Annotated in this window: 27 protein-coding genes; 10 read left to right on the top strand and 17 right to left on the bottom strand. The window is 70.0% G+C overall.

All coding sequences use genetic code 11. The features are described 5' to 3' along the window. Positions 1–866 precede the first annotated feature (866 nt). The 5 genes from FVE25_RS49145 to FVE25_RS49125 are packed head-to-tail and all read left to right on the top strand — an operon-like array spanning position 867 to position 6,251. Positions 867–2,153, top strand: coding sequence for an ABC transporter substrate-binding protein (locus FVE25_RS49145; RefSeq protein ID WP_157249824.1), 1,287 nt, complete (start codon positions 867–869; stop codon positions 2,151–2,153). Beyond that, on the top strand, positions 2,150–3,076 hold the full coding sequence (locus FVE25_RS49140) for a carbohydrate ABC transporter permease (RefSeq protein WP_157249823.1): 927 nt from the start codon (positions 2,150–2,152) through the stop codon (positions 3,074–3,076). Before FVE25_RS49145 ends, FVE25_RS49140 begins: the two co-directional genes overlap by 4 nt. Further along, positions 3,073–3,876: a carbohydrate ABC transporter permease gene (locus tag FVE25_RS49135; RefSeq protein ID WP_157249822.1), complete on the top strand. Its 804-nt coding sequence runs from the start codon at positions 3,073–3,075 to the stop codon at positions 3,874–3,876. Before FVE25_RS49140 ends, FVE25_RS49135 begins: the two co-directional genes overlap by 4 nt. Next, entirely contained in the window at positions 3,873–5,243 is a 1,371-nt protein-coding gene (locus tag FVE25_RS49130) for a GH1 family beta-glucosidase (RefSeq protein WP_157249821.1), read from the top strand. Before FVE25_RS49135 ends, FVE25_RS49130 begins: the two co-directional genes overlap by 4 nt. 12 nt (positions 5,244–5,255) lie before the next feature. Continuing rightward, on the top strand, positions 5,256–6,251 hold the full coding sequence (locus FVE25_RS49125; protein WP_157250178.1) for a LacI family DNA-binding transcriptional regulator: 996 nt from the start codon (positions 5,256–5,258) through the stop codon (positions 6,249–6,251). Positions 6,252–6,412: 161 nt separating this feature from the next. Here the strand turns inward: FVE25_RS49125 and FVE25_RS49120 are convergent, their stop codons facing one another. The 9 genes from FVE25_RS49120 to FVE25_RS49080 form a co-directional block, all read right to left on the bottom strand. Then, complete coding sequence (locus FVE25_RS49120) at positions 6,413–6,940, bottom strand: carboxymuconolactone decarboxylase family protein (RefSeq protein ID WP_246267493.1); 528 nt, start codon at positions 6,938–6,940, stop codon at positions 6,413–6,415. Further along, positions 6,937–8,454: a glycoside hydrolase family 13 protein gene (locus FVE25_RS49115; protein WP_157249820.1), complete on the bottom strand. Its 1,518-nt coding sequence runs from the start codon at positions 8,452–8,454 to the stop codon at positions 6,937–6,939. Before FVE25_RS49115 ends, FVE25_RS49120 begins: the two co-directional genes overlap by 4 nt. Before the next feature lie 4 nt (positions 8,455–8,458). Continuing rightward, positions 8,459–9,319: a carbohydrate ABC transporter permease gene (locus tag FVE25_RS49110; protein WP_157249819.1), complete on the bottom strand. Its 861-nt coding sequence runs from the start codon at positions 9,317–9,319 to the stop codon at positions 8,459–8,461. Further along, entirely contained in the window at positions 9,316–10,239 is a 924-nt protein-coding gene (locus FVE25_RS49105; RefSeq protein ID WP_157249818.1) for a carbohydrate ABC transporter permease, read from the bottom strand. Before FVE25_RS49105 ends, FVE25_RS49110 begins: the two co-directional genes overlap by 4 nt. Next, complete coding sequence (locus tag FVE25_RS49100; RefSeq protein WP_157249817.1) at positions 10,239–11,582, bottom strand: ABC transporter substrate-binding protein; 1,344 nt, start codon at positions 11,580–11,582, stop codon at positions 10,239–10,241. Before FVE25_RS49100 ends, FVE25_RS49105 begins: the two co-directional genes overlap by 1 nt. A 98-nt stretch (positions 11,583–11,680) precedes the next feature. Then, positions 11,681–12,664 carry a LacI family DNA-binding transcriptional regulator gene (locus FVE25_RS49095; RefSeq protein ID WP_157249816.1) on the bottom strand — a complete coding sequence of 328 codons (984 nt, stop codon included), beginning with the start codon at positions 12,662–12,664 and terminating at the stop codon, positions 11,681–11,683. Between the two features lie 47 nt (positions 12,665–12,711). Then, on the bottom strand, positions 12,712–12,942 hold the full coding sequence (locus tag FVE25_RS49090) for a DUF6343 family protein (RefSeq protein WP_157249815.1): 231 nt from the start codon (positions 12,940–12,942) through the stop codon (positions 12,712–12,714). A gap of 13 nt (positions 12,943–12,955) precedes the next feature. Further along, complete coding sequence (locus FVE25_RS49085) at positions 12,956–13,648, bottom strand: maleylpyruvate isomerase family mycothiol-dependent enzyme (protein ID WP_157249814.1); 693 nt, start codon at positions 13,646–13,648, stop codon at positions 12,956–12,958. A gap of 105 nt (positions 13,649–13,753) precedes the next feature. Then, the gene (locus FVE25_RS49080) at positions 13,754–14,479 is read right to left on the bottom strand and encodes a hypothetical protein (RefSeq protein ID WP_157249813.1); all 726 of its coding nucleotides are present in this window, start codon (positions 14,477–14,479) and stop codon (positions 13,754–13,756) included. Positions 14,480–14,653: 174 nt separating this feature from the next. Between FVE25_RS49080 and FVE25_RS49075 the strand changes: the two genes are divergently transcribed. Next, a complete protein-coding gene (locus FVE25_RS49075) occupies positions 14,654–15,541 on the top strand; it encodes a sugar kinase (RefSeq protein WP_157249812.1) in 888 nt (295 codons plus the stop codon). Between the two features lies 1 nt (position 15,542). On the opposite strand, the gene FVE25_RS49070 is transcribed toward FVE25_RS49075, so the two are convergent. Together FVE25_RS49070 and FVE25_RS49065 are read right to left on the bottom strand one after the other, a co-directional pair. Then, positions 15,543–15,788 (bottom strand): type B 50S ribosomal protein L31, encoded by a 246-nt coding sequence (locus FVE25_RS49070; RefSeq protein ID WP_157249811.1) that lies wholly within the window; start codon positions 15,786–15,788, stop codon positions 15,543–15,545. 28 nt (positions 15,789–15,816) lie between these two features. Beyond that, positions 15,817–16,527 (bottom strand): SDR family NAD(P)-dependent oxidoreductase, encoded by a 711-nt coding sequence (locus tag FVE25_RS49065; protein WP_157249810.1) that lies wholly within the window; start codon positions 16,525–16,527, stop codon positions 15,817–15,819. Between the two features lie 120 nt (positions 16,528–16,647). Here FVE25_RS49065 and FVE25_RS49060 point away from each other — a divergent pair, with 120 nt between their 5' ends. Both FVE25_RS49060 and recQ read left to right on the top strand, forming a co-directional pair. Beyond that, positions 16,648–17,790 carry an MFS transporter gene (locus tag FVE25_RS49060; RefSeq protein WP_343046166.1) on the top strand — a complete coding sequence of 381 codons (1,143 nt, stop codon included), beginning with the start codon at positions 16,648–16,650 and terminating at the stop codon, positions 17,788–17,790. 31 nt (positions 17,791–17,821) lie between these two features. Continuing rightward, the gene (recQ, locus tag FVE25_RS49055; RefSeq protein ID WP_157249808.1) at positions 17,822–19,645 is read left to right on the top strand and encodes a DNA helicase RecQ; all 1,824 of its coding nucleotides are present in this window, start codon (positions 17,822–17,824) and stop codon (positions 19,643–19,645) included. A gap of 230 nt (positions 19,646–19,875) precedes the next feature. On the opposite strand, the gene FVE25_RS49050 is transcribed toward recQ, so the two are convergent. The 4 genes from FVE25_RS49050 to FVE25_RS49035 form a co-directional block, all read right to left on the bottom strand. Beyond that, a complete protein-coding gene (locus tag FVE25_RS49050; RefSeq protein WP_157249807.1) occupies positions 19,876–20,088 on the bottom strand; it encodes a DUF397 domain-containing protein in 213 nt (70 codons plus the stop codon). Beyond that, entirely contained in the window at positions 20,079–20,900 is an 822-nt protein-coding gene (locus FVE25_RS49045; RefSeq protein ID WP_281367903.1) for a helix-turn-helix domain-containing protein, read from the bottom strand. The genes FVE25_RS49050 and FVE25_RS49045 overlap by 10 nt, the downstream gene beginning before the upstream one ends. A gap of 273 nt (positions 20,901–21,173) precedes the next feature. Beyond that, positions 21,174–22,214, bottom strand: a complete 1,041-nt coding sequence (locus FVE25_RS49040) for a flavin-containing monooxygenase (protein WP_219825653.1) — start codon at positions 22,212–22,214, stop codon at positions 21,174–21,176. Positions 22,215–22,262: 48 nt separating this feature from the next. Next, the gene (locus tag FVE25_RS49035; protein ID WP_157249805.1) at positions 22,263–23,018 is read right to left on the bottom strand and encodes a helix-turn-helix transcriptional regulator; all 756 of its coding nucleotides are present in this window, start codon (positions 23,016–23,018) and stop codon (positions 22,263–22,265) included. A gap of 148 nt (positions 23,019–23,166) precedes the next feature. On the opposite strand from FVE25_RS49035, the gene FVE25_RS49030 reads away from it, so the two are divergent. Continuing rightward, positions 23,167–23,664, top strand: coding sequence for a SigE family RNA polymerase sigma factor (locus FVE25_RS49030; protein WP_246267480.1), 498 nt, complete (start codon positions 23,167–23,169; stop codon positions 23,662–23,664). Then, positions 23,657–25,108 carry a hypothetical protein gene (locus FVE25_RS49025; RefSeq protein ID WP_157249803.1) on the top strand — a complete coding sequence of 484 codons (1,452 nt, stop codon included), beginning with the start codon at positions 23,657–23,659 and terminating at the stop codon, positions 25,106–25,108. The genes FVE25_RS49030 and FVE25_RS49025 overlap by 8 nt, the downstream gene beginning before the upstream one ends. Here the strand turns inward: FVE25_RS49025 and FVE25_RS49020 are convergent. Continuing rightward, positions 25,105–25,839 carry an SRPBCC domain-containing protein gene (locus tag FVE25_RS49020; protein ID WP_157249802.1) on the bottom strand — a complete coding sequence of 245 codons (735 nt, stop codon included), beginning with the start codon at positions 25,837–25,839 and terminating at the stop codon, positions 25,105–25,107. The genes FVE25_RS49025 and FVE25_RS49020 overlap by 4 nt on opposite strands. After that, positions 25,832–26,416 (bottom strand): ArsR/SmtB family transcription factor, encoded by a 585-nt coding sequence (locus FVE25_RS49015; protein WP_157249801.1) that lies wholly within the window; start codon positions 26,414–26,416, stop codon positions 25,832–25,834. Before FVE25_RS49015 ends, FVE25_RS49020 begins: the two co-directional genes overlap by 8 nt. Between the last annotated feature and the right edge of the window lie 19 nt (positions 26,417–26,435).

The raw sequence follows: 26,435 nt of genomic DNA, 5'->3' as shown, positions 1-26,435 counted from the left end.
TGGGCGGATCGGGTGTGGGCGGTCCGGGTATGGGCGGATCGGGTGTGGGCGGTCCGGGTATGGGCGGATCGGGTGTGGGCGGTCCGGGTATGGGCGGATCGGGTGTGGGCGGGGACGAGGTGAGCCGGAGGGGGAAGCTGCCCCGGGCCGGCTGGCCGGGCACCAGGTTGCCGGCCGCCGCGCCGCTCCACCAGCCCCGGCCCGGGGAGGTGCCGCGGTAGCCCGCCTCGGCGACCAGGTCGGCCGAGGGAAGGTGATCGGCCCAGGGGGCGGAGGCCAGGTCCGGAGGATGGTGGCCATCCGGGTGGGAGTGGAGTCCGGCCCCCGGCGATAGGCGGTTGGGTGACGGCCCCTGGACCGGGGTGATGGAGCCCGGGCCGAGGTGACAGAGCCGCCAGGTGGTGGGGGCTCCCAGCGGTCGGGGCCTCCCAGGTGGTGGGGGCTCCCAGGTGGGGTGGGGGCTGCCGGGTGATCGGGGCCTCCCGGGTGGTCGGTGCCTCCGGGTGGTCGGTGCCTCCGGGCGGTGGGGCTTCGGGCGGTGGGGCTTCGGGCGGTGGGGCTTCGGGCGGTGGGGCTTCGGGCGGTGGGGCTCCGGGCGGTGAAGGTTTCCGGGGGCAGTTGGTTGGCGTGGGTCCGGTCTTCTGGGGCTGTGCCGGACCGCTCACGGGTTTGGGCTGTGAGAGCGCTCCCAAAGGGCGGACACCCCGGGCTTCACCTGCGGGAACGCCTTGAGAGACATGAGAGAGCGTTCTCTCATCAGCGTCAGATCGTTATCTAAGTTCCGTTGACGAGCTGCGGTGAGCGGCGGGATAACTCTGAGAGAGCGCTCTCTCACCTAGTTCCCAGGAAAGCTTGGAGGGTTTCCCATGACCCCTCGTGTGCGACTGCTCGCCGTACCACTCGTCCTTGCCCTTGCCACCGCCTGCGGAGGCGGAGGCGCGACCGGCGGCGGGGGTGCCGCGTCCGCTCAGCCTGCCGAGAAGGTCAAGCTCACCATCGGCCTCTTCGGCGACTTCGGCTTCAAGCCGCTCTACGAGGAGTACAAGAAGACCCACCCCAACGTCGAGATCGTCGAGCAGGTCACGCAGTTCAACGACCACCACAACAACCTGGTCAAGCGGCTGGCGACCAACGCGGGGGCGGCGGACATCGAGGCCGTGGAGGTGGGGTATGTCAGTACGTTCACCGCGCTGCCCGGCAAGTTCCACGATCTCAAGCAGTTCGGGCTGGACAAGCGGCAGGGCGACTACCTCGACTGGAAGTGGCAGCAGGGGCTCAGCAAGGGCGGGCAGCAGGTGCTCGGGCTCGGCACGGACGTGGGCGGGCTGGCCATGTGCTACCGCAAGGACCTGTTCGAGAAGGCCGGGCTGCCCACTGACCGGACCGAGGTGGCGGGGCTCTGGCCCACCTGGGAGAGCTACATCGAGACGGGCAAGAAGTTTGCCGCGGCGAAGGTGCCGGGGGCCAAGTTCGTGGATGCGCCGGGTGAGATTTTCCGGGCGATGGTCAACCAGGCTCCGGTCGGGCTGTACGACGCCCAGGACGCGATCATCGTGGGGTCCAACCCGGCCGTGAAGAAAGCCTGGGATCTGGCCAATCAGATCTCCCAGAACGAGCTGTCGGCGAAGCTGGCCGCGTTCACGCCGCCGTGGAACACCGGGTTCGCCAAGGGGTCGTTCGCCACGATCATCTGCCCGGCGTGGATGACGGGCTTCATTCAGGAGCAGGCCAAGAACGCCTCCGGCAAGTGGGACATCGCGGCGGTGCCCGGTGGGTCGGGGAACAGCGGCGGGTCCCACCTCATGCTGCCCAAGCAGGGCAAGCACCCCAAGGAGGCGGCGGAGCTGATCGACTTCCTGACGTCCAAGGAGAGTCAGGCGAAGGTGTTCAAGGAGGAGGGCACGTTCCCGTCGATTCCGGCGCTCTATGACGATCCGTCGATCCAGTCGTTCACCAAGCCGTTCTTCGGTGACGCGCCGATCGGCAAGATCTACTCCGACGCCGCCAAGGCGCTCAAGCCCCAGCACCTCGGGCCGAAGGAGGCCGACGTGCGCACGGCGATCGGCAACGGGCTGGGCCGGGTCGAGCAGGGCAAGCAGACTCCGGACGAGGCGTGGGCCCAGGTGCTCCAGGACGTCGCGACGATCAAATGAGCGCCATCCCCTTGACGCTGCTCCGAAGGCGCAGGTACGCGGCCGGCGCGAAGGTGTCGCCCTACGCCTATGTCGCGCCGTTCTTCCTGCTATTCTGCGCCTTCGGGTTGTTCCCGCTGATCTACACCGCGTGGGTGTCGCTGCACGAGTGGACGCTGTTGTCCGACGAGCACACGTTCATCGGGCTCGGGAACTTCGGGACGCTGCTCGGCGACCCGTACTTCTGGAACGCCACCTTCAACACGCTGTCCATCGGGATCATCTCGACGGTGCCGCAGTTGCTGCTGGCCATCTGGCTGGCGCACCTGCTGAACCGGCCGCTGCGGCTGCAGACGTTCTTCCGGGTCAGCCTGCTGCTGCCGAACGTGACCAGCGTGGTGGCGGTGGTGGTGATCTTCAGTCAGCTGTTCGGCCGGGACTTCGGGCTGATCAACTGGGTGCTGGGCGGGTTCGGGGTCGGCGCGATCGACTGGGCGGCGGGTACGGCCAGCTCGCACGTCGCCATCTCGGTCATGATCATGTGGCGCTGGACCGGCTACAACGCGCTCATCTTCCTGGCGGCGATGCAGGCCGTACCCAGGGACCTGTATGAGGCGGCCACGATCGACGGCGCGTCCAGCTTCACGCAGCTGCGGAAGATCACGGTGCCGATGATCCGGCCGACGATCGTCTTCGTGGTGATCGTCTCGACGATCGGCGCGATGCAGATCCTGGCCGAGCCGCTGTTGTTCGGCGGCTCGCTGGTGACCGGCGGGCCGGATCGGCAGTTCCAGACGCTCTCGCTGTTCGTCTACGAGCACGGCTTCAGCAAGTTCGACTTCGGCTACGCCTCGGCGGCCTCCTGGGTGATGTTCCTCTTCGTGGTCCTCGCGGCCGGGGTGAACTACCTGCTCACCCGCCGGATGAAGGGAGGGCTGCGATGAGGTTGCGGTATCTGACGCTGATCGCGGTGGCCTTCTTCTCCGCCTTCCCGCTCTACTACAGCGTGGTGGTGGCCTCGCGGCACAACTCGGCGCTGGCCGAGGTACCGCCGCCGCTGCTGCCGGGCGGGAACTTCTTCGCCAACGTCCAGCGGGTCTTCGACACGGTGCCGTTCGCGCTGGCGCTGGTGAACTCGGTGCTGGTGGCCGGGGCGATCTCGGTGGCGGTGATGTTCCTGTCGACGCTGGCCGGGTTCGCCTTCGCGAAACTGCGCTTCCGCGGCCGCAACGCGATGTTGCTGATCACCGTCGGCACGATGATGGTCCCGGCCCAGCTCGGGATCATCCCGCTCTACATGCTCATGGTGAAGCTGGAGTGGACCGGCACGATGTACGCGCTGGTCGTGCCGGCGCTGGTCAACGCGTTCGGGGTGTTCTTCATGACCCAGTTCCTGGAGCGGGCGCTGCCCAACGAGCTGCTGGAGGCGGGGCGGGTCGACGGGGCCGGCACGTGGGGGCTGTTCTGGCACGTGGTGCTGCCCGTGGCGCGGCCGGCGATGGCGGTGCTGGGGATGCTGACGTTCATGTCGGCGTGGAACGACTATTTCTGGCCGCTGGTGGTGCTCACGCCCGACAACCCGACGGTGCAGGTCGCGCTGTCGACGCTGGCCAGCGGCTATGTCAACGACTACGTGCTGGGCCTGGCGGGGACGGCGATCGGCACGCTGCCGCTCGTCCTGGTCTTCGCGGTGTTCGGCAAGCAGATCATCGGCGGAATCATGCAAGGAGCTGTTAAGGGATGACTTTCCCGGAAAACTTCGTCTGGGGCGCGGCCACGGCCTCCTACCAGATCGAGGGGGCGGCGAAGGAGGATGGGCGCGGCCCGTCGATCTGGGACACCTTCTCGGGTACGGCCGGCAAGGTCCACAACGGCGACACCGGCGCCGTCGCCTGCGACCATTACCATCGCTACGCCGACGACGTGAAGCTGATGCGCGAGCTCAACCTGGCCGCCTACCGCTTCTCGATCGCCTGGCCGAGGATCCAGCCGGACGGCAGCGGCCCCATCAACCCCGCGGGTCTGGATTTTTACGACAGACTCCTGGATGAGCTACTAAAGGCCGAAATTTCGCCGTACGTGACGCTGTATCACTGGGACCTCCCCCAAGCCCTCGAAGACCGGGGCGGCTGGGCAGAACGCGACACCGCCCACCGCTTCGCCGACTACGCGGCAGCCGTACACGCCAGGCTGGGTGACCGGGTCGAGCAGTGGGCCACGCTCAACGAGCCCTGGGTCGCCGCCTTCCTCGGGTACGGCAACGGCGTCCACGCCCCCGGCCGCAAGGACGCCGCCGCCGCCATGCGCGCCGCCCACCACCTGCTGCTCGGCCACGGCCTGGCCGCGCGGCGGCTGCGCGAGCAGGGCGCCCGGAGCCTCATGCTGGTGGTCAACTCCGCCCCGGTCCTGACGCCCGCCCAGGTCGACGACCCGGCCGCCGCCCTGTCGGAGGAGGACGCGGCAGCCGTACGGACGATCGACGCGCTCCTCAACCGCCAGTTCCTCGACCCCGCGCTGCGCGGCGAGTACCCCGCGGAGGTGCTGGCGGCGGCCGAGCGCAACGGCGGCACCGCGCACATCCGCGACGGCGACCTGGCGATCATCAACGCCCCGATCGACCTGATCGGGGTGAACTACTACAACCCCTGCGTGGTCCGGGCCGCGCCGGGCACGCCCGCCGACCCCGCCTGGCCCGGCTCGGAGGACGTGGGCTTCGCCGCCGCCGACGCGCCGGTCACCGCGATGGGCTGGCCGGTCGTGCCCACGGGCCTGTCCAGGCTGCTGGTACGGCTCTCGCACGACTATCCGCAGGCCGGTTTCATGGTCACGGAGAACGGCGCCGCCTACGACGACGTGCTCGAGGGCGGCCGGGTACGCGACGCCGACCGGCTGGCCTATCTCGACGGGCACCTGCGCGCGGTCGATCTGGCCATCAAGCAGGGCGCCGACGTGCGCGGATACCTGGTGTGGTCGCTGCTGGACAACTTCGAGTGGGCCGAGGGCTACCGGCGCCGCTTCGGCATCGTGCACGTCGACTACGCCACCCAGGCGCGAACCCCCAAGGACAGCGCTCTGTGGTACCGCGACGTCATCGCCAGGAACGGACTGTAGATTCCTAGCGTGATAAAACGTCCGACGTTGGAGGCGGTCGCGGCGCGGGCCGGAGTGTCACGTGCCACCGCCTCCCGGGTCGTCAACGGGCAGACGACCGTGGCGCCGGGAATCCGCGACGCGGTGTTGCGGGCCATCGACGAACTCGGGTACGTGCCCAACAGCGCCGCCCGCAGCCTCGTCACCCAGCGGACCGACTCGATCGCGCTGGTCGTCTCGGAGCCGCCGTCCCGGGTCTTCGCCGACGACCCGTTGTTCTCCACAGTGATCAGGACGGCCAGCGTCGAACTCGAGGCGGCCGACAAACAGGTCGTGCTCATGCTGGCCTCCTCCCCCAAGAGCCACGCGCGGGTGGAGCGCTACATCGCCGGCGGGCACGTCGACGGGGTCATGCTCATCTCCATGCACGGCGCCGACCCCCTGCCCGCCGCCGTCTCCCGGCTGCGCGTGCCCGTCGTCTCGTACGGCAGGCCGGCCGTACCCGTCGACATCCCGTTCGTCGACAACGACAACGTGGGCGGCGCGGAATCGGCGGTCCGGTACCTCCTGGACACCGGCCGCAGGCGGATCGCCACGATCGCCGGCCCCCTGGACATGATCGGCGGCCAGGACCGGCTGACCGGCTACCGCAACGTGTTGCGCGAGTCGGATCGGCGCTCGATCGTGGCGGTGGGCGACTTCACCCGCGAGTCGGGCGCGACCGCGATGCGCCAGTTGCTGCGCGACGACCCGGAGCTGGACGCGGTCTTCGTGGCCAACGACCTGATGGCGGTCGGCGCGCTGCAGGCGCTGCGGCAGGCGGGCCGCCGGGTTCCCGGCGACGTGGCGGTGGTGGGCTTCGACGACATCGAGGCGGCCAAGTACACCGAGCCGCCGCTGACCACGGTCCGGCATCCCGTCTTCGACCAGGCGGCGGCGATGGTCCGGCTGCTGTTGTCGTTGTTCGAGAACGGCCCTCGGGAGCCGATCATCCTGCCGACCGATCTGATCATCCGGGAATCCGCGTGAACCGGGTGCAACCGGCGGGAGCCCCCCGGTAGCAGTGACGGATCTGACGAAGGGCGCGAAGGTGGTCGTCGCCGATTCCCGTTACGTGCATGACGGGTTCCCGCGGACGAGGCCCTGAAGCCGGTCTCCCCCGCGCCCTCTCCTTGCCTGACGGCGTTCGTCTAGACGCGGAAGACCCGCAGCTGGAGGGCCAGGGTGCGGTAGTAGCCGACCAGCGTGGTCAGCTCGAACACCACCTGCTCGGGCAGCAGCGCGTACTCCTCCTCGTCCAGGTCGCCCCTCGTGACCAGGGCGCGGACGATCCGGTACACGGCCCGCTCCCCCGCGTCGTCGAGGTCGGGCGGCGTACCGGCGCGCAGCGCGTCGAGCTGCTCGTCGGTGAAGCCGAGCGGCCGGGCCAGCGCCTCGTGGGCCCGCCGTTCGAAGGCGCTGTCCATCGAGTTGGCCACGACCAGCGTGGCCAGCTCGCGGCAGCGGTCGGTGAGCCGGGAGTGGTAGCGGACGGCCGCGCCGAGCGCCTGAAGGGCGTCGCCGAGCGGCGGGCTGAGCAGCATCGCGTTGAACGGGCCGATCAGCGTCCCGTCCGAGGAGGTCACCGAGGCGCCGCGCGGCCCCGAGGTGATCGTGTCGTAGACCGCGCGGGCCGCCGGATCCAGCCGGTCGGGCGGAAAGGGGATGAGTCGGGTCACGTTTGCCGATCGTAGAGCCAGGCGGTGGTGTCCGCAGGGAGGTGTCCATCGGTCAGCGGGCCGCTGGTCAGGACGGGGTCGCCGGGCGGGAGCCGGACCGGCTCGGCGCCGAGGTTGGTGACGCTGGTCAGGCCGGAGTCCCGGGTGAACGCCAGCACGCCGGGGCCCAGGTCCAGCCAGGTCATGGTGCCGTCGCCGAGCAGTTCGCGGCGCAGGCTCAGGGCCCGGCGGTAGAGGGTGAGCATGGAGCCCGGGTCGGCGCTCTGGGCCTCGGCGGTCAGCGCGGCCCAGCCCTCCGGCTGGGGGAGCCAGGTGGGCGCACCGCCGAAGCCGTAGGGAGGTTCGGCGCCGGACCAGGGCAGGGGGACGCGGCAGCCGTCACGGCCCCGGTTGGCGCCGCCGGAGCGGGCGTACATGGGATCCTGGCGGGCGGCGTCGGGCAGGTCCTCCACCTCGGGGAGGCCGAGTTCCTCGCCCTGGTAGACGTAGACGCAGCCGGGCAGCGCCATGGCCAGCAGCGCCGCCGCCCGTGCCCGGCGCACCCCGAGCACCGGGTCCGAGGGGCTGCCGTGCAGGGCGCCGCCGTGCGCGAAGGACGTGTCGGCCCTGCCGTACCTCGTGACCGGGCGGGTGACGTCGTGGTTGGCCAGCACCCACGTCGGCGGCGCGCCGATGGGGGTGTGCGTGGCGAGGGTCAGGTCGATGACGCGGCGCAGCTCGGCGGGCTCCCACGGGCAGGACAGGAAGTCGAAGTTGAAGGCGGTGTGCAGCTCGTCGGGGCGCAGGTAGCGGGCGAAGCGCTCCTGGTCGGGCAGCCAGAGCTCGCCGATGAGGATCCGGTCGCCGTACTCGTCGGCGATCTCCCGCCAGCGCCGGTAGACGTCGTGGACCGGGTCGAGGTCCTCCCAGCGCGTCTCGTCCTTGACCAGCAGCGCGGCCGAGTCGACGCGGAAGCCGTCCACCCCGCGCTCGAACCAGAAGCGCAGCACGTCCTCGAAGTCGGCGCGCACCTCGGCCGAGTCCCAGTTGAAGTCCGGCTGTTCCGGGGCGAACAGGTGCAGGTACCACTGCCCGTCCGCGACCTGCGTCCACGCGGGGCCCCCGAAGATCGACTGCCAGTCGTTCGGCTCGTCGCGGAACCAGAACCGCTCCCGCGCGCCCGGGTCCGCGAGCGCCTCCTGGAACCAGGCGCTCGCGGTGGAGCTGTGGTTCGGCACCACGTCGATGATCACCTTGATGCCCAGCCCATGCGCCTCGGCGATGAACTTCTCCGCCTCGCCCAGCGTCCCGAAGACCGGCTCGATCCCGCGGTAGTCGGCCACGTCGTAGCCGCCGTCGGCCATCGGCGACGGGTACCAGGGGTTGAGCCAGATCGCGTCCACACCAAGGTCCTTGAGGTACGGCAGGCGTCCCCGGAGCCCGGTGAGGTCGCCCGCCCCGTCCCCGTTGCCGTCGGCGAAACTACGCAGGTACACCTGGTAGATCGCGGCCCCCCGCCACCACGCTTGCGACATGTGGTTACCCCTTGATGCTTCCGGCGGTGAGGCCCGCCATGATGTGCCGCTGGAACAGGAAGAACACGATGACGGCCGGGATGCTGGCGATGACCAGGCCGCCCATGATCGCGTTCTGGGTCACCTGGCCGGCCGTCTGGGACAGGCCCACGGAGACCGTCATCTTGTCGCTGTCGGACAGGACGAGGAACGGGTAGACGAAGTCCCGGAAGACGTTGACCACGGTGAAGATGGAGACGACGCCGAGGATGGGCCGCGAGACGGGCAGCACGACCGACCACAGGAGGCGCAGCGGGCCGCCGCCGTCGATTTCGGCGGCTTCGAGCAGCTCGCGAGGGATCGAGTCGAAGAACCGCTTGAGCAGGAAGATGTTGAACCCGTTGACCGCGGCCGGGAGCCAGATGGCCCACGGCGTATTGAGCAGGCCGAAGTCCACGACCGTGACGTACAGCGGGATGAGCACGACCATCGGCGGGATCATCAGCGTGGCCAGCATCGCGCCGAGGATGAATCCGCCGAACACCGGCCGCAGCTTCGACAGCGCGAACGCCGCGGTGACGTCGATGACCATGGTGAAGGCCCAGGCGCCGAGCGCGTAGACGCCGGTGTTGCGCAGGAGCGTGCCGATGTCGAACAGCTCCCACGCCTCCAGGAAGGCGTCCAGGCTCGGGCTGGCCGGGAAGAGCGTGGGCGGCATCTGGGCGATCTCCTCGCCCGTCTTCATCGCCCCGGTGATCATCCAGTAGAGCGGGAAGACGAACGCGAGCGTGAAGGTCACCAGCACCGTGATCAGGACCAGCCAGTACAGGCGGCGGCCCCACCGGGAGTTGAGCTGGAGGGGCGAGATGATCGTGCGCGTCGTCATCGCCGCTCCTGGCGGGTGAGACGCAGCTGCACGACGGCGAAGGCGAGCAGCACGGTCATGAGCATGAGGCCGAGCGCGCCGCCGGCGCCGTAGTTGCCGCCGTAGACGAAGGCGTACTGGTACATGAGGTAGGCGACGGTCAGCGTGGCGTTCTCCGGGCCGCCGAGTGTGAGCATGAACGGCTCGATGAACACCTGCATGGTGGCCACGATCTGCAGCATCAGCATGAGCAGCAGGATCAGCTTGGTCTGCGGGATCGTGATGTGCCGGATCCGCCGCCAGATCCCGGCGCCGTCCAGTTCGGCGGCCTCGTAGAGCTCGCCGGGGATGTTCTGCAGCGCGGCCAGGTAGATGAGCGTGCCGCTGCCCAGGTTCATCCAGGTGGAGACGATCACCAGCGAGATCAGCGCGGTGCCGGTCGAGTCGAGCCAGGCCGCCCCGGGGATGCCGAAGACGGCCAGGATCTGGTTGAACAGCCCAGGCCCCGGGTCGAAGAACCACCGGAACATCAGCACCGAGACGATCGGCGGCAGCATGACCGGCAGGTAGACCACGAAGCGCAGGTAGGCGCGGGCGTGGCGCAGCTCGTTGAGCACGATCGCGATCGCGAACGGCACCACGTACCCGCACAGCAGGGCCAGGACGGTGAACTCCAGCGTGTTGAGCCAGGCTTCGCCGAAGGCGGGGTCGGCCACCACGGTTCGGAAGTTCTCCAGCCCCACCCAGGCCGGCTCGTCGATGAGGTTCGTCTGCTGGAAGCTCAGGATGAACGTGCGCACCATCGGATACCAGGCGAAGACCGCGAAGCACGCCAGGGCGGCGCACAGGAATCCGTAGGCGGTGAGGTTGCGCCGGAGGGAGCGGCCGAGGCGCGACGGCACGTGCGCCCGCCGCCGCGTCCCGGCATCGGCGATCAGCATCAGTTCTTGGCCAGGATCGTGTTGGCCTTGCTCGCCGCGTCGGCCAGCAGCTTGTCGATGTCGGCGTCCCTACGGCTGAGCACGGCCGACATGGCCACGTCCAGGATGGCGTAGAGCTCCTGCGCCTTGGGCGGCTCCAGCTTGGCGGGAATGGCCGCCGAGCCGTCCGTGAACGGCTGGAAGTTCGCCACCGGCAGCGTGGCGAACTGCTTCTGCAGCTCGGTGATCTTCTTGCCGGAGGGCGAGTCGCCGAAGAGCGTGTTGTTGGGCAGGCCGACGGGGTTGCCGATGGTCTTGGCCCGCTCGTAGTCGAAGACGCCCCGGCCGGGCGTGGTCCAGTAGAAGTCGATCCACTGCAGCCCGGCCTTGGCCTCTTCGGGGGTGGCCTTCGGGTTGATCATGAAGCCTTCGCCGCCGGACAGCGACGCCTTCCCCTCGGGGAAGGGCCCGATGCCGTAGTCGGCGAACTGGCCGCTGAACTTGTTGACCAGATCGGGCACGACGTCGGGGGCGCCGAGCATCATGCCGGTCTTGCCGCTGCCCATGGCCTGCATGAGCGACTCCCAGCCGACCAGGAGCTTGGTGCCCATGCTGTTGTCGCTCCAGCGCAGGTCCTTGAGGAACTGCAGGACGGCCTTGCCTTCGGGGCTGTTGAAGGCGGCCTGCTTGCCATCCGCGGTGACCATCTCGCCGCCGCGGCCGTAGATGGCCTGGTTGAAGTGCCAGCCGCCGGTGTTGCCGCCGCTGTACTCGCCGTAGCCGACGTGGCCGGGGCCGAGGGCGGCGATCTTCTTGGCCGCCTCGCGCACCTCGGCCCAGGTCTTGGGCGGGGTGTCCGGGTCGAGCCCCGCCCGCTGGAACAGCGTACGGTTGTAGACCAGGCCGACGCTGTAGGTGCTGGTCGGGATGCCGTAGATCTTCCCGCCCGCGCTGTAGGGGGTCATGGTGGCGGGCGAGAAGTCGCCGAAGTTCTTGATCTCGCCGGTCAGGCCGGTGATGTCGCGGGCCTGGCCCTTGGCGATGACGTCCTGGGTGTTGGTCACCGGGACCCGGAAGACGGTCTCCATCTGGCCGCCGGCCAGCTTGGGCCCGAACGTCTTGGGGTCGAAGCACGGCTGCTGGTCGGTGCTGACGACCGTGACGTCCGGGTGCAGCTTCTGGAAGGCGGCGACGTCGTCGTCCCAGACCTTGCGGTTGCGGGGGTCGCTCTTGGCGGGCTGGCACGCCACCTTGATCGTCACCTTGCCCTCGGTGGTCGCCGAGGGGGTTGTCGTGCCACATGCCGCCGGTCCCGCCAGTCCTGCGACGAGAAACAGCGCCATGGCTCTGCGAGTGCTGTGCATGGATCTGACCCTTCTGGTGCGATCCCGTGGTGTGGCCCACACGATAGGTTCGCGGACAGAAGGCTGCAATAACTCGACAGATATATGCAAGATAACGATTAGGCGCGGGCGGTCGAGGCCCTCACCACGAGCTCGGGCTCGAACAGCAGCTCGTCGGCGGGCACGGCGGCCTTGCCGATCTGCGCGACCAGCAGGTCGACCGCCGCCCTGCCCATGGCGTCGATGGGCTGGCGCACGGTGGTCAGGGGCGGGTCGGTGCAGTTCATGAGCGCCGAGTCGTCGAAGCCGATGACCGAGACGTCCTCGGGTACCGAGCGGCCCGCCCGCCGCGCCGCGCGCACCGCGCCCAGCGCGAGCAGGTCGCTGGCGCACACGATGCCGGTCACCTCGCGCCCGACCAGCCGCGCCGCCGCCGCGTGCCCGCCCTCCAGCGAGAACATCGTCTGCTCGACCAGCGCGGGGTCGCCGCCGCCGTCGAGGAAGGCGGCGAGCTTGCGCCGCGAGGGGACGTGGTCGGCCGGGCCGAGCACCATGCCCACCCGCTCGTGGCCGAGCGCCCGCAGGTGGCCGAGCGCCATCTCGGCGGCCACGGTGTCGTCGCAGGAGACCTGCGGGAAGCCGAGGTGCCCGACGGCCGCGTTGACCAGCACCGTGGGCAGCTTGCGCTCCAGCAGCAGCTCGTAGTGGCCGTGCGCGGCGTCGGCCTGGGCGTAGAGGCCGCCGGCGAAGACCACGCCGCTGACCTGCTGCTGCAACAGCAGATCGACGTACTCCGCCTCCGTCACCCCGCCGACGGTCCTGGTGCACAGCAGCGAGGTGAACCCCTGCTGCGCCAGCGCCCCGCCGACCACCTCCGCGAAGGCGGGGAAGATCGGGTTCTGCAACTCGGGCAGCACCAGGCCGACCAGCCTCGCCCGGTCGCCGCGCAACTGGCTGGGCCGCTCGTACCCGAGCACGTCGAGGGCGGTCAGCACCGCCTCCCGCGTCGCCTCCGACACCCCGGGCTTGCCGTTGAGCACGCGACTCACGGTCGCCTCGCTCACTCCGACCTTCTTGGCCACCTCTGCCAGTCGTCGCGTCATGCGCAAATCATACGACGATCAGCGCAAGAAATTACCATCGTTTGCGTTCACTTGCGGCGGCGCAGCAGCATGATGTCACCCGCGGCCACCAGCGCCACGGCGGCGGCGATCACCGCCTCCCAGCTCCACACCTCCTCCCCCGTCACCTTCGCCCTCCAGGCGAAGAAGGCGGCCAAGGCCACCCCCGCCACCAGGGCGATCACCGACAGGATCCGGCGAAGGCGCACCGGGCTGCGCGCGTTCACCGGCTCCGTACCCTCCCTGTCACGCAACCACATGATCGGCCTCCCTTCAGGCCAGGCACCGCAACGCCTCGGCGAGCCGGGGATCGGTCTCCGGACTCGCTCTGCCCACGGTCGCGTTGACGAACTCGGGGTAGGACAGCCCGGCGCTGAGGTCGCCCGCGTTCACCCAGATCTGGTCGGCGGTCTGTTCGACCTGAATCTTCGTGTCGTGCTCGGCCAGGGCGAAGCGGCCCACCGCCACCCGCCACAGCGTCCGGTCGTGGAACTCCTCCTCGCCGACCGGAGCACCGATGTCGTCGGCGTGGGTGGCGTACTCCGAGTCGTAGTGGAAGGTCTGCGAGCCGACCGGGTAGGGGCCGACGAGCGTGTCGAGGGTGGCGTCACGGCCCAGGGCGCGCATGCGGGCCCGCGTCTCGCCGTTCTTCTCCCGCCACTCCGCCAGGACCTGGCCCACGGGCACGCCGCGGCGCTGCCGTACACACCACTCGTTGAACTCGTTGAAGCCCGTGATGCCCTCGGCCGCGAGACCGGCCATGAGCTGCTGGACGATGCCGTCCAGGGCGGCGTGGTTGTACAGTTCCTCGCCGGCCAGGTGGGCCAGCACGTCGCGCACCGACCACCCCGCGCAGCGCGTGGGCCGCTCCCAGTCCGCGGCGTCGAGGCCGGAGAAGAACACGTCGAGCCGGTCGGCCTCGGCGTCGAAGATGGCGAACGGATCGTAGTCCTTGAGCAGGTCCATAACTGTGTGCTACCGCACAGTGGCCCTCACGAACCTTTACGCGCCTGTCCATGCGAAGAGCCCGGCCCCTTCCGGGACCGGGCTCTCACAGGTGACTATCGGGGCTTAGTGCCAGCGCACGACCCGCACGTAGTCGCGGCCGCTCTCGGAGCTGTTCAGCTCGTCGCTGCCCTCGTAGACGGCCTTGAAGGTGCCGGACTTCCAGGCACGCGTCTTGGCGTAGAACTTGCCGCCCCACTGCGTCTTGCCGGAGGCGACCCACTTCCAGCCGCTGTGGCCGTTGGCGCGGTAGTAGATGTCCACCTTCTCGCCGCGGACACCCTCCCAGCCGTCGTCGTCGACCTGGAGGCGGCCGGAGAAGTAGATGTTCTTGCCCTTACGGACCTTGTACGGGTCGGCGTTGAACCGGGTGATCCGGGTGTCGGACTTGCCGCCCTCCTCGACGTCGACCGAGAAGTACGCGGTGTCCTCGGCGACCTTCTTGCCGTCCTTGTTGAACGCCTCGGCGATCGCGCTCCACTTGCCGTCGTAGTCGTTGTCGTTGAAGACGGTGGAGAAGCGCCAGCTCTGGTGGTTGACGGTCTTGTCGGTCAGCGCGCGGAAGGTGTTGCCCTCGGGGCGGACCTTGACGGTCACCTTCTCGATGTCGCTGCTGGCGTTGACCTTGATGTAAGCGGTCGTCTCGCCGCCCTTGGGGACTACGACAGGGTTGGGCGAGATGTCCTGAATCTCGACGGAAGCCGCCCGCGTCTGGGCGGTTGCAGTGCCCCCGGTCAGCAGCATCGCCCCACCGACCATGGCGGAAACGACGCCGACTGCGATCTTCTTCATGAGGGTGCTAATCCTCTCAGTGCTCTGAAACCGTCTCGGGATAGCCGGTTTCCTCACTTACTTGGAGGCGTGAAGCGAGAAGAAAGTTGGCCAAAGTGACAAGAAACTTTTGACCATGCGGTTGACCTGGGGTGGAGCAGAAAAATCCGTTATGGGCGGCTACAGTCGGGCCCCATGAGCGATGTGTACACCCTGGGCGCCGCCATGGGTGTCGTCTCCAGCGGCCGGGTCCGTCATGACAGCGAGGCCAGGCTCGACGTGTGCGGGCCGGAGTTCTCCCTGGCCGTCGGGCTGGCACGGCTCGGGCACCGGGTGGCCTTCCTCGGCAAGGTGGGCGCGGACGAGCTGGGCGCGCGGGCGCTGTCCGTGCTGCGCGGCGAGGGCGTGGACATCGCCGACACGCGGGTGGACGACAGCGCCACCACGGGGTTGCTGCTGAAGGAGTCCAGGGTCGGCTACCCCGGCCTGACCTCCTACTATCACGGCGGCTCCGCCGGAACCCGGCTGGCGCCGGGCAACGTCCCCATCGACCGGATCGGGTCCGCGCGGCTTCTGCACGTCACCGGCACCACCGCGGCGCTCAGCCACGACTGCCTGGAGGCGGTCCGCATCGCGGTCAACGCCGCGCGCAACGCCGAGGCGCTCATCTCCTTCGCGGTCACCTACCGGCCCTCGCTGTGGCCGTCGGTGCGCACGGCCGAGGAGGTGCTCGGCGAGCTGGCCTGCGCCTCCCACCTGCTGTTCGTCAGCCAGGACGAGCTGGACCTGGTCAAACCCGCGCTCACCGCGGAGCGGGAGGTGGTCGTCAGCCGGGGCGCGAAGGGCTTCAGCGTCCGGGCCGACCGCATGCGCTACGACGTGCCGCGGACACAGGTGCCGATCGTGGACGTGGCCGGGTCGGAGGAGGCGTTCGCGGCCGGCTACATCTCCGCCGCGCTGGACGGGCTCACGCCGCCGGAACGCCTCCAGCGGGGCGCCGCGCTGAGCGCCGCCGCCACCACGGGAGCCAGCGAGTGGGAGACGCTTCCCACCCGGTCGGACCTGGGGCGGTTCGCCCCGTGACTCACTTCTTGCCGTAGCGCTGCTGGAAGCGCTCGACCCGGCCCGCGGTGTCCAGGATGCGGCCGCGGCCGGTGTAGAAGGGGTGGCTGGCCGAGGAGACGTCCACGTCCACCACCGGGTAGGTGTTGCCGTCGGTCCACTCGATCGTCTGCTCGCTGATGCGGGTCGACCGGGTGAGGAAGGCGTAGTCCGCGCTCTTGTCACGGAAGACGACGGGACGGTACGCGGGGTGCAGGTTCTTCTTCATGGCCGCCTCAACCACGTGGCAATGGTTTTCATTCCCGTGCTTCGGGGTCGAATCCGAGGGCCGTCCTGCCGCCGTCCACCGGGACCGTCGCGCCGTTGACGAACGAGGCCGCCTCCGACAACAGGAACGCCACCACCCGCGCGATTTCATCCGCCTCGGCCACCCTGCCGATCGGGTGCAGGCGGGCCATCTCCCGCTCCACCTCCGGGGTGACCAGGCGCGCGTACCTGCCCGTGGCCACCGAGCCCGGGGCCACGGCGTTGACCCGGATCCCGCGCCTGCCGTACTCCACCGCCAAGGCCCTGGTCAGGCCCTCGACGGCGGCCTTGGCCGTGGCGTACGGCAGGGCGCCGGGCACCGCCCGCGCGGCCTGGTGGGAGGTCAGGTTGACGATGGCGCCGGCCGTACCCTGGGCGAGGAAGGCCCGGACCGCGATCGCGCAGCCCACGACGGCGAGGTCGAGGTTGGCGGCGATCAGGCGGCGGACCTCCGCGATCGGCGCGTCGTGCACCGACGCGTCGCCGAAGACGGCGGCGTTGTTGACCCAGCCCTCGAGGGGGGCGGCTCTGGCGGCCGCTTCCATGGCCGTCCGCTCGTCGGCGGCGTCGCCGACGATGGTGGTCACGCGGTCGTCCCGCTCCGCCGGGAGGGCGCGGTCGATGACGACGACCCGGCCCGGCAGCCGGTGGACGATGGCCAGGCCGATGCCGTTGCTGCCGCCTGTTACGACGTAAGCCATAGTGTGCTCTATCTCACCACATGGACGGATTTATCCGGGGGCAGGGTTCTTTACGTGATCGTTGAGGATCGGCGCGGGTTTGCGCGTTCCGCACGGCCGGCGCTTCCCGAGCCCGAAGGAATGCGGATGATCGCCGCGCTGGCGATCACTCAGACCGCTGGTTTCGGCGTTCTTTACTACGCTTTCTCAGTCTTTATTACGCCGATGTCGGCGGAGCTTCGGGCGAGCGTGCCCCAGCTCGCCGGCGCGCTCACGCTCTCCGTGCTCGTGTCCGGGCTCGTGGCGCCGCTGGTCGGCGGCTGGCTCGACCGCCACGGCGGGCGCGGCCTCATGACGCTCGGCTCCGCCCTCGCCGCGGGCGCCGTGCTGGCCTGGTCGCAGGTGCAGAACCTGCCGCAGCTGTACCTCGTCTGCGCGGTGCTCGGGCTCGCGTCGGGAATGGTGCTCTACGAGGCCGCCTTCGCGGTGATCGTCGCCTGGTTCGACGCGGCGCGGCGGCCGCGGGCCCTGCTCGCCGTCACGATCGTCGCCGGCTTCGCCTCCAGCATCTTCCTGCCGGTCACGGGCTTCCTCGTCGACCGGTACGGCTGGCGGACGGCACTGGTCGTGCTGGCCGTCGGGTACGGGCTGCCGGCCGTACCCCTGCATTGGTTCGCGGTGCGCAGGCGGACCGTGGAGCGGCCGCCGCCCACCCGCGCGGCCGTCGGCGCGGCCCTGCGCGAGCGCCCGTTCTGGCTGCTGGTGGTGGCGTTCCTGGCGCAGACGGGCGCGGTGGCCGTGATGGGCGTGCTGCTCGTGACCTACCTGATCACGCTGGGCCACCCTCCGCTCTTCGCCGCCACCGTCGCCGGGCTGCTCGGTGTGCTCTCGGTGACCGGTCGCGTGGTCACCACCGGATTGCAGGGCCGCTACCGCATCGCGCTCGTGGCCGCCACCGTCTTCGCCCTGCAGGGCGTGGCCGCGCTTCTGCTGCTCTTCCTCGGCCGCAGCACCTCCGGCGCGATCGCCGCGGTGGTCCTGTTCGGGCTGGGCTTCGGCGTCGCGACCCTCGCCAGGCCCGCCCTGCTCGCCGAGAGGTACGGCACGGCCGCCTACGCCTCCATCAGCGGGGCCCTGGCCCTGCCGATCACCGTGGCCAAGGCGGTGGCACCACCGCTGGCGGCGCTGATGGGGTTCGAGCTCGCCATGGGGGCCGTCGCATTCTGCTGTATCGCCGGAACTGTCGGGCTGATCGCCTACGATCGCCGTGGGCGAACGCCCTGACCCCGTCCCCGTCGTCACGTAAGGTAGCCGCATGGATACGCCCCTGGAGGTTCTGCACCGCGTCTTCGGCTACGACTCCTTCCGGCCCGGCCAGCAGGAGATCATCGAAACCGTCGTGGCCGGCGGCGACGCGCTCGTCCTCATGCCGACCGGCGGCGGCAAGTCGCTGTGCTACCAGATCCCCGCCCTGGTCAGACCGGGCGTGGGCGTGGTCGTCTCCCCGCTGATCGCGCTGATGCAGGACCAGGTCGACGCCCTGACCGCGCTGGGCGTGCGCGCGGGCTTCCTCAACTCCACCCAGGACTTCGGCGAACGCCAGGAGGTCGAGGCCGCCTTCCTGGCCGGCGACCTCGACCTGCTCTACCTCGCCCCCGAGCGGCTGAGGGTCGACTCCACGATCCGCCTCCTGGAAAAGGGGGAGATCGCCCTGTTCGCCATCGACGAGGCCCACTGCGTATCCCAGTGGGGCCACGACTTCCGCCCCGACTACCTCATGCTCTCCGGCCTGCACGAGCGCTGGCCCAACGTGCCCCGCATCGCGCTGACCGCCACCGCCACCCCGGAGACCCATCAGGAGATCTCCAGCCGCCTCGGCCTCGACGCGGCCCGCCACTTCGTGGCCAGCTTCGACCGCCCCAACATCCAGTACCGCATCGCCCCCAAGAGCGATCCGAAACGCCAGCTCCTCGACTTCATCCGCACCGAGCACCCCGACGACGCCGGAATCGTCTACTGCCTGTCCCGCTCCTCCGCCGAGAAGATCGCCGAGTTCCTGTCCGACCACGGCATCGCCGCCATCCCCTACCACGCCGGTCTCGACGCCCGTGTCCGCGCCCTCCACCAGGCTCGCTTCCTGCGCGAGGAGGGCCTGACCGTCGTGGCCACCATCGCCTTCGGCATGGGCATCGACAAGCCCGACGTGCGCTTCGTGGCCCACCTCGACCTGCCGAAGTCGCTGGAGGGCTACTACCAGGAGACCGGCCGCGCGGGCCGCGACGGCCTGCCCGCCACCGCCTGGATGGCGTACGGCCTGCAGGACGTCGTCCAGCACCGCAAGCTGGCGCTCGAAGGCGACGAGGCGCACCGCCGCCGCCAGGCGCTGCATCTCGACGCCATGCTCGCCCTGTGTGAGACCGTGACCTGCCGCCGCGTGATGCTGCTGGACTACTTCGGCGAAAAGGGCACCGGCCCGTGCGGCAACTGCGACACCTGCCACAGCCGGCCCGAGACGTGGGACGCCACCGTCCCCGCCCAGAAGGTGCTGTCCACGGTCTACCGGCTGGCCAAGGAACGCGGCCAGAAGTTCGGCGTGGGCCAGATCGTGGACATCCTGCTCGGCAAGAAGACCGCCAAGGTGGAGCAGTTCGGTCACGACAGCCTGACCGTGTTCGGCGTGGGCCAGGACCTGTCGTCGGCGGAGTGGCACGGCATCGTCCGCCAGCTCCTGGCCCAGGGCATCCTGGCCGTCGAACCCGCCCACGGCACCCTGGTCCTCACCGACAGGAGCGGCGGCGTCCTGCGTGGCCAGGATCAGGTGAACCTGCGCCGCGACCTGAAACCCCGCCCGGCCGGCCGTGGCGTGAAGGCCAAAGCCGCCGCCCGCCAGGCCGACCTCCCCGCCGAGGCGGGCCCCGTCTTCGAACGGCTGCGTGCCTGGCGCGCCGCGACGGCCAAGGAGCAGGGCGTGCCCGCGTACGTCATCTTCCACGACGCCACGCTGCGCGAGATCGCCACCCTCAACCCCACGACCCTGCCCGAGCTGGGCACGGTCAGCGGGGTCGGGGAGAACAAGCTGGCCAAGTTCGGCGCCCAGGTGCTCGCCACCCTGCACGAGGAGGAATCCGCCGATGGCTGACTCGACGGACGGGGGCCGGATCCGCCGTTAGCGTCGTTCTCGACGTGGGTGACGCACGATCGTTGGGGAGGCGAGGTCATGGCACCGGTTGCGGCCTGCCCGGGGCCGCCTGTCCCTCGTCCAGGCCGACGCCGAGCGGCTGCCGCTCCGGGATGGGTCGGTGCCCACGGTCATCGCCATGATGGTGCACACGGACATGCCCGGATATCCGCAAGCGGTGAGCGGGCTCCTCAGAAGTCGAACTCGCCCTTCCTGGCGCCGTCGACGAAGGCCCGCCACACCGACCCGCTGACCACGAAGGGCCCGATCTCGGGGTGCTCCGAATCCCGGATGCCGACGCGGCCGCCGGGCAGAGGCGCGACTTCCAGGCAGTCCCCGGCGTCCCCCGAACGAGTCGCCCTGCGCCACGTCGCGTCGCGCAACTGCTCCGGGGTCACGTCCATCGGCGCTCCATCTCCTTGATCAGCTGCAGCGAGGCCCGGCGGGACAACGCGTCGCCGTGCAGCACCTCGAACCTCGACTTGGTTTCCAGCACGTATGCGGCGTCCGCGGTGATCTGGCTCAAGGTAATCGACTCTATGTACGCCATATCCGGCATTCCAGACATGCTGGCGAGGATGAACGACCCTTGCAGGCCGGTGGTCACCCAGGAATCTCGCGGAAGGACATGGATGTTGACTCGTGGATGCTCGTCCATCGCCGCGAGGTGCGCCATCTGCTCCGCCATCACGGCCTCGCTGCCGATGGGCTGGGTCAGCACTCCCTCGTCCAGGACCACGCGCAGGATAGGCCCACTTTCCGCTTTTATGATGCTTTGTCGCTCCATTCGGGTTGCAACATCCTTTTCCACGAGATCAGGGGTGGTGCCCGGTTTGCCGCGGAAGACGGCGCGCGCATATTCCTCCGTCTGGAGCAGCCCCGGCACGAGAAGGGGCTGCCAGACCCGGAGCATGTCCGCGCGCTGCTCGATCTCGACCAGCCGCGCCACCCAGACCGGCCAGCGCGCGGCGGAGTCGGCCGTCTCCCGCCAGAGCGCCAGCAGCGCCCCGCCCGCCTGCAGCGCGCGGTCGGCCTGCCTCGCGAACTCCTCGTCGGCCGGACGTTCGCCGCGCTCCACCATGCTGATCTTCGACAACGACCAGCCCAGCGCGTCAGCCAGATCCTTTTGTCGCATATCCACCGCCGTTCGGTATTCGCGGAGATATGCGCCGAATTTCCGCCGGGGGGACCTGAGAACGGGTTCTGGATCTCGCATGGGATCACCGCCTCCCTTGCCGCACGGGCAATACGCACCGCCCGTGCAATAGCGCGCCACGTTCATGTACCGAACGTCTTTCGGGACAATCCCCAGAAAGCCACGAATTCTGAGATTCTCACATCAGACGGCAAACCGTCGAGGCCACTGGCGAAATCCCCTGATTACACGCACCCATTCCAGTTAACCGTGCACCCAAAACCGCCCCAACATATCCCGATTTGTACGCAGAAACCCACCCCTGCCCCCACCCATCTCTGCCAGCCCGGACGCTCAACTCCGCCCGCCCGGGCGATCCACGAGCCGCCCGACCACCCGGGCCACGTCCTCACCCACCCAGCCGAGCAGCGCCGAGCCACGACTGCGCTGGAACGGCAGGCCGGCATACACCAGACCGGGGATCGGGCTCACGCCCTCCTCGTGCACCGGAAGCCCGTCCGACAGGGCGCCGGCCACCTGCAACCACGAATAGTCGGAACGGTAACCCGTAGCCCAGATCACCACGGCCGGCGCCAGCCGCTGCCCATCGGCAGTGCGCACGAACCGCCCATCGACGGAAACCACCCGCCCGGTAACCCGCACCCCCCGCCGCCGCAGGTGCCGGGGACCCATGCCGATCAGGGGATCACGCTTCCTCATCCACCGCCCGACAGCACCCGAGACCGGCGCCCTGACCAGGCCGGACAACGACAACCAGGTGAAGATGTCGGCCCCCATCACACGCTGCGGCGCCACGGCCTGCCGCCCCCCGGCCGCGAGCGTGACCGTCCGGGTGGCGGCCAGTTCGGCGGCGATCTGCACCCCCGAATTCCCCGCGCCCGCCACCAGCACGGGGCCGTCCGGGAGTTGGGCGGGGCCGCGGTAGGCGCTGCTGTGCAACCCGGTGATCGTCTCGGGCAGGGCCAGGTCCGGCACGTGGGGACGCTGAAAGGGTCCCGTGGCCACCAGGACCCCGGACGCGGTGAAGCGATCGTCCACCCTCCCGACCTGAACCTCGAACAGACCGTCCGCGGTACGGCGCAGCCGAGTGACCGGGCTGCCGAGACGAATGGGGAGGCCGAAGTGCGCCGCGTACACCTCCAGATAGGCGGCCACCTCGTCCTTGTCCGGGTAGTGGCCGGGGGCAGCGGGAAAGGGCAGACCGGGCAACGCGCTGAAGCGGGCGGGAGTGAACAGGCGCAGGGAATCCCAGCGGTGTCGCCAGGTCTCGCCGAGCCGGGACCGCGCCTCCAGCAGAAGCACCTCATGTCCGGCCAGCCGAAGCTCCCGCCCTGCCGCAAGCCCCGCCTGACCGGCGCCAATCACGATAATCACGCTGGTCAGATTGCCCGTCTCGGCCACCGGCAGGCTTGAACGAACCTGCTATCCCCGCGACGGGAAGGGGAGCCAGCGGACGCCGGTGGCCAGGGCCGAAGGGGTGTCGCCCATCATGCGGCGGACGGTGCGGGTCAGGTGGGCCGCGTCGGCGAATCCGGCTTCGTGCGCGGCCGTGGTCAGCGAGGCGCCCTGGGCCGTGGAGGTCAGCGCCACCCGTAGCCGCTCCCACAACACGTAGGGGCGGAAGGGCAGGCCGAGTTCCCCGGTGAACAGGTGTGCCAGCCGGCTCTCCGACAGGTGTACGGCATGGGCCACGGCGGCCAGCCGTACCGGTGCGGGCAGGGTACGGGCGACGACCTCCAGAGCGGCCACGAGCGCGGGGTGCCGCCCGCCCGGCGGCGTCCCGGTCAGGTCGTCCACCAGAGCGATAAGGGCCGGCAGGTCGAAGCGGGTGGGCGGGTCGAGATCGACCGCCCAGGAGGCGGCGGAATGTCCTTCCGGCGGTCGCCCGTCCCGGGGAGGCCCGCCGCGCGGGTCTCTCAGCCACCCTGGCACGCCTGTCTGGGCGGGGTCGATCAGGGCGAGGAGGCCGGTTGACGTACCGGAGACGATGGCGTGGGGTGTGTTGGCCGGGATGAGGGCGGCGGGAAGCGGGCGGGAGTCGCCGGCGGCGTCTCGCAGGACCAGTCCGGGGCCGATGAGCAGTTGGGCGGCGTAGTGGGTGTGGAGGTCGCCGGGGGTGATCCGGCCGCCGTAGTAGAGGCGGCCGGGGGCGATGGAGACCCAGCCGCGGTAGGTCATGAGCAGCGGGTGCCGGGCCGGGCCGGGGGCGCGGCGACCTGCGTGCGGACACCGCCGTTCATCACCATGTGGCGATGATAGCGATGATGAATCACTGGTCCGCGGGAAAGGATGCAACCTCGGCGGGTGCCGGTGTGTCCTTGGGGACGTGGACGACACGGTGACGTTCGAGAGCTTCGTCGCGGACCGGCTGGGGGCGCTGTTCCGCTACGCGCTCGTGCTCACCGGCGATCGGCACGATGCCGAGGACCTGGTCCAGGAGGCGCTGACGCGCACCGGACTGTCCTGGCGGCGAGTACGGCGCAAGGACGACCCGGAGGGCTACGTGCGCACCGCCATGCTGCGCATCATGGCCAACCGCTGGCGCCGCCCCCTGCGCGAGGTCAGCGTCGCGGCGCCGCCCGAGCCCGCGCGCGAGGACCAGGCGCTGGAACTGGTACTGGCCGACGCCGAACTCCACACGCGGCTGGCCACGCTGCCGCCGCGGATGCGGGCCGTACTCGTGCTGCGCTACGTCGAGGAACGCAGCGAGCAGGAGATCGCCACCCTGCTGGGCTGCTCACGGGGGACGGTCAAGAGCCAGGCGTCCAGAGCCCTGGCGAAGTTACGGGCGGCTATGGAGCGCGAGGAGGCCGGTCATGGATGATCGCGAGTTGTTCGCCCGGCTCGGGCGGCTCAGTGAGGTGTACGGCGAGCCGTCCCCCTCACTGGCACACCGGGTGCACCGGGAGGTGGCGGCACGGCGCCGGCGGCGCAGGATGCTGGTCGCGGCGGCGGCCGCGGGCACGGCGGTGCTGGTGGCGGCGATCCCGGTCACGCTGAACCAGTTGGCCGCCGACCGCACGTCCAGCGCGGCCATCACGTCGGCGACACCGCCGTCTTCCCCCGCCTCCCCGCCTCCGTGCATCACCCTCCCGACCATCACCGCCACCGAACCTCCCCCGAACACCTTCTCGCCCGACCCGACCCCTCCGCCGAACCCGACCCCACCCACGACTCCCGCCGACACCACCCCACCGCCGCCACCAACCACGACTCCCGCCGATATCACCCCACCGATCCCGCCCTCGAAGAAGCCCACCTCCACCACGGATCGCTTCCTCCCGCCGGCGGCGGAAGCCACCTTCACGATGCTGCCCGACGTGGTGGAGAGCACCATCGACCCGGCCGACCTCCCGACGATCACCCTCAACGCCACGAGACAACCCCCCGACGACTGCCCGCCCCTCCAGACGACGCCCCCGGCGGGCACCCCCTCCCCCGGCCCCACGACCACGATCCAGGCGACCACTCCCACCGGTAAGCCCTTCGTCCCCGACTTCCTGGGCGAGGACGGCACCGTGGTCGGCCGTACACCGGACGGCGAGTTGTGGGAGGCCGCTCCCGGCGACGGCCGCCTGACCCGCATCAGCGCCGGAAAGTCCGAAACCGGCACCGGCGTGGCAGCGGGACCGGGCGGGGTACGCACCTGGGCCCGGGACTTCGATCTGCTCTGCCGCGACGCCCAGGGCCAGATGCTGACCATCAGCCCCCAGGGTGTGGCGAAGGACTCGGGGGTGTGGGTGAGCAAGGGCGTCATCGTCGCCCACGACCCGATGCTGCAGCCCTGGGCGGCCAAGGGCTGCGCGCGAGGGGCGCTTCTGCCCGACCACGGCAAGACGGTGCTGGGCGAGGTGGTCGCCGTCGACCACCCGGAGGCGTTCGTCGTCGAGCCGTCGAACGACAAGGTGGTCCGCGTGCTCAACCTGGAGACCGGGCAGATCATCACCGAACGCCCGATCCAGGAGGACATGTCCGGCCGTGACTGGCGGGCCGCCGTCAACCGGCACATCTTCGCCTGGGCCAAGAACGACATGCTGCACAGGCTCGACCGGACGACGTGGAAGCCCCGCCCGAGCCTCGGCGTGCCGGACGGCCCGGCCAGGCTGACCGCGGGGGCCAACCTGGTCGTCTACTCCACCGATCGGGCGGCCGTGGTGCTGGATCCCCGTATCGACACGGTCCGCGAACTGGACGGCCCCGCCTGGGCCGCCGGCGACTGGTTCCTGTACGGCGGGGCCGGCGCCTACCACCTGGGGAAGGCGGACTAGGAAAGCGCCTCCAGGAACGCCTTCCAGACCCTGGCCTCCTCCTTCGGGTCGTCGCCGCCGAACAGGTGGACGGCCAGGTCGACGCCGTCGCCCTTGCCGTAGAAGCGGTAGAAGGCGTCCGGGGAGCGCACGCCCAGGAGGAAGCCCGCGTCCCCCTCCCGGACCACGTAGTCGGTCACGCCTTCGGCTCCTGTGGGCGCCAGCCGTACCGGATCGCCCGGAGCGACGTCGGCGGGGACGCCGAGGGCGGCGCTGAGCCTGGGCCACGGGTCCTTCACGCCCTTGGGGCCTTCGGCCAGCACGTAGGCGGCGGTGCGGCCGGGGAAGTGCAGGAAGTACTGGGCGAGGGTGAAGAAGTACTGGTCCCAGCCGCTGCCGAGGTTGGCGAGGTACTCGTCGCCCCAGCCGTCGCCCAGGTGGCCGGAGTGGATGAAGCGCAGGACGGTGGTGCCGCCGTCGCGGCCTTCGATGAGGTACTCGTAGGCCATGACGGTGCCGTCCTCGCCCTCGCTCCCCCGTACGGCGAGGCGGTGCGGCGGGTCCCAGCCGGTGATGGCGGATTCCTCGGTGTAGTCCTCGAGGTCGAGGCGCATGGTGCCGCCCACGCCGGGTTCGACGGCGAAGGGGAACATCCACGAGCTCAGCCCGGGGCCGGTGGCTATGGCGTCCCAGACCTGCTCGGGGCCGGCCTGAAGCTCGGCTTCCTTCTCGATCCTGAAATCCTTACCCATGCTCTGGCTCCTTGACGGCCGGGTGGACGGCGATCAGCAGCCGGTGATCGCGCCCTTCTTGACTGTGGTACTTGCCGATGAGGACGGCTGCCGCCTGCGCGAGTTCCTCGGTGAAGGCGGCCCGATCGGCCGCGGAGGCGAAGCGCACCTCCGCGTCCAGGGCGAAGGTGGCCACGCGCTTCCTGGCCTTGGCGGCGCCGGTGAGCAGCGCGCCGACCTCGCGCACCATGCGGGCGCCGAGGGCGAGCAGCCAGCGGGCCGAGAGCTGGTCGGGTGCGTGGGCCGGGTCGGGCTGGACGGCGCTGAGCGCGCTGGGCGAGATCACGTAGGAGGCCGCGGAGGCCCGCATGACCCGTTCGGTGAAGTTGCCCTTCTTGCGCTCCTCGACGAGTTCGACGAGGCCGTGCTTCTCCAGCGTCTTCAGGTGGTAGTTGACCTTCTGCCGGGCGAGCCCGACCTTGGCGGCCAGTGTGGTGGCCGATCCGGGCTCGGCCAGTTCGGCCAGCAGCCGGGTGCGCATCGGGTCGAGCGACGCCTCGGCGGCGGCCGGATCTTCGATCACCGCGATGTCGTGCATGCCTCACAGGGTGGCCTTG

Source organism: Nonomuraea typhae (genome assembly GCF_009760925.1).
In the GTDB taxonomy this organism is placed as follows: Bacteria; Actinomycetota; Actinomycetes; order Streptosporangiales; family Streptosporangiaceae; genus Nonomuraea; species Nonomuraea typhae.
The sequence above is the reverse complement of the archived record's forward strand: the minus strand, read 5'-3'. Positions and strand labels throughout refer to the sequence as shown.

Bases quoted from the DNA above. Each gene is read 5' to 3' on its own strand.
- FVE25_RS49145 (WP_157249824.1), top strand. From the start codon at position 867: ATGACCCCTCGTGTGCGACTGCTCGCCGTACCACTCGTCCTTGCCCTT.
- FVE25_RS49140 (WP_157249823.1), top strand. From the start codon at position 2,150: ATGAGCGCCATCCCCTTGACGCTGCTCCGAAGGCGCAGGTACGCGGCC.
- FVE25_RS49135 (WP_157249822.1), top strand. From the start codon at position 3,073: ATGAGGTTGCGGTATCTGACGCTGATCGCGGTGGCCTTCTTCTCCGCC.
- FVE25_RS49130 (WP_157249821.1), top strand. From the start codon at position 3,873: ATGACTTTCCCGGAAAACTTCGTCTGGGGCGCGGCCACGGCCTCCTAC.
- FVE25_RS49115 (WP_157249820.1), bottom strand. From the start codon at position 8,454: ATGTCGCAAGCGTGGTGGCGGGGGGCCGCGATCTACCAGGTGTACCTG.
- FVE25_RS49110 (WP_157249819.1), bottom strand. From the start codon at position 9,319: ATGACGACGCGCACGATCATCTCGCCCCTCCAGCTCAACTCCCGGTGG.
- FVE25_RS49105 (WP_157249818.1), bottom strand. From the start codon at position 10,239: ATGCTGATCGCCGATGCCGGGACGCGGCGGCGGGCGCACGTGCCGTCG.
- FVE25_RS49100 (WP_157249817.1), bottom strand. From the start codon at position 11,582: ATGCACAGCACTCGCAGAGCCATGGCGCTGTTTCTCGTCGCAGGACTG.
- FVE25_RS49095 (WP_157249816.1), bottom strand. From the start codon at position 12,664: ATGACGCGACGACTGGCAGAGGTGGCCAAGAAGGTCGGAGTGAGCGAG.
- FVE25_RS49090 (WP_157249815.1), bottom strand. From the start codon at position 12,942: ATGTGGTTGCGTGACAGGGAGGGTACGGAGCCGGTGAACGCGCGCAGC.
- FVE25_RS49085 (WP_157249814.1), bottom strand. From the start codon at position 13,648: ATGGACCTGCTCAAGGACTACGATCCGTTCGCCATCTTCGACGCCGAG.
- FVE25_RS49080 (WP_157249813.1), bottom strand. From the start codon at position 14,479: ATGAAGAAGATCGCAGTCGGCGTCGTTTCCGCCATGGTCGGTGGGGCG.
- FVE25_RS49075 (WP_157249812.1), top strand. From the start codon at position 14,654: ATGAGCGATGTGTACACCCTGGGCGCCGCCATGGGTGTCGTCTCCAGC.
- FVE25_RS49070 (WP_157249811.1), bottom strand. From the start codon at position 15,788: ATGAAGAAGAACCTGCACCCCGCGTACCGTCCCGTCGTCTTCCGTGAC.
- FVE25_RS49065 (WP_157249810.1), bottom strand. From the start codon at position 16,527: ATGGCTTACGTCGTAACAGGCGGCAGCAACGGCATCGGCCTGGCCATC.
- FVE25_RS49060 (WP_343046166.1), top strand. From the start codon at position 16,648: ATGCGGATGATCGCCGCGCTGGCGATCACTCAGACCGCTGGTTTCGGC.
- recQ (WP_157249808.1), top strand. From the start codon at position 17,822: ATGGATACGCCCCTGGAGGTTCTGCACCGCGTCTTCGGCTACGACTCC.
- FVE25_RS49050 (WP_157249807.1), bottom strand. From the start codon at position 20,088: ATGGACGTGACCCCGGAGCAGTTGCGCGACGCGACGTGGCGCAGGGCG.
- FVE25_RS49045 (WP_281367903.1), bottom strand. From the start codon at position 20,900: ATGCGAGATCCAGAACCCGTTCTCAGGTCCCCCCGGCGGAAATTCGGC.
- FVE25_RS49035 (WP_157249805.1), bottom strand. From the start codon at position 23,018: ATGACCTACCGCGGCTGGGTCTCCATCGCCCCCGGCCGCCTCTACTAC.
- FVE25_RS49025 (WP_157249803.1), top strand. From the start codon at position 23,657: ATGGATGATCGCGAGTTGTTCGCCCGGCTCGGGCGGCTCAGTGAGGTG.
- FVE25_RS49020 (WP_157249802.1), bottom strand. From the start codon at position 25,839: ATGGGTAAGGATTTCAGGATCGAGAAGGAAGCCGAGCTTCAGGCCGGC.
- FVE25_RS49015 (WP_157249801.1), bottom strand. From the start codon at position 26,416: ATGCACGACATCGCGGTGATCGAAGATCCGGCCGCCGCCGAGGCGTCG.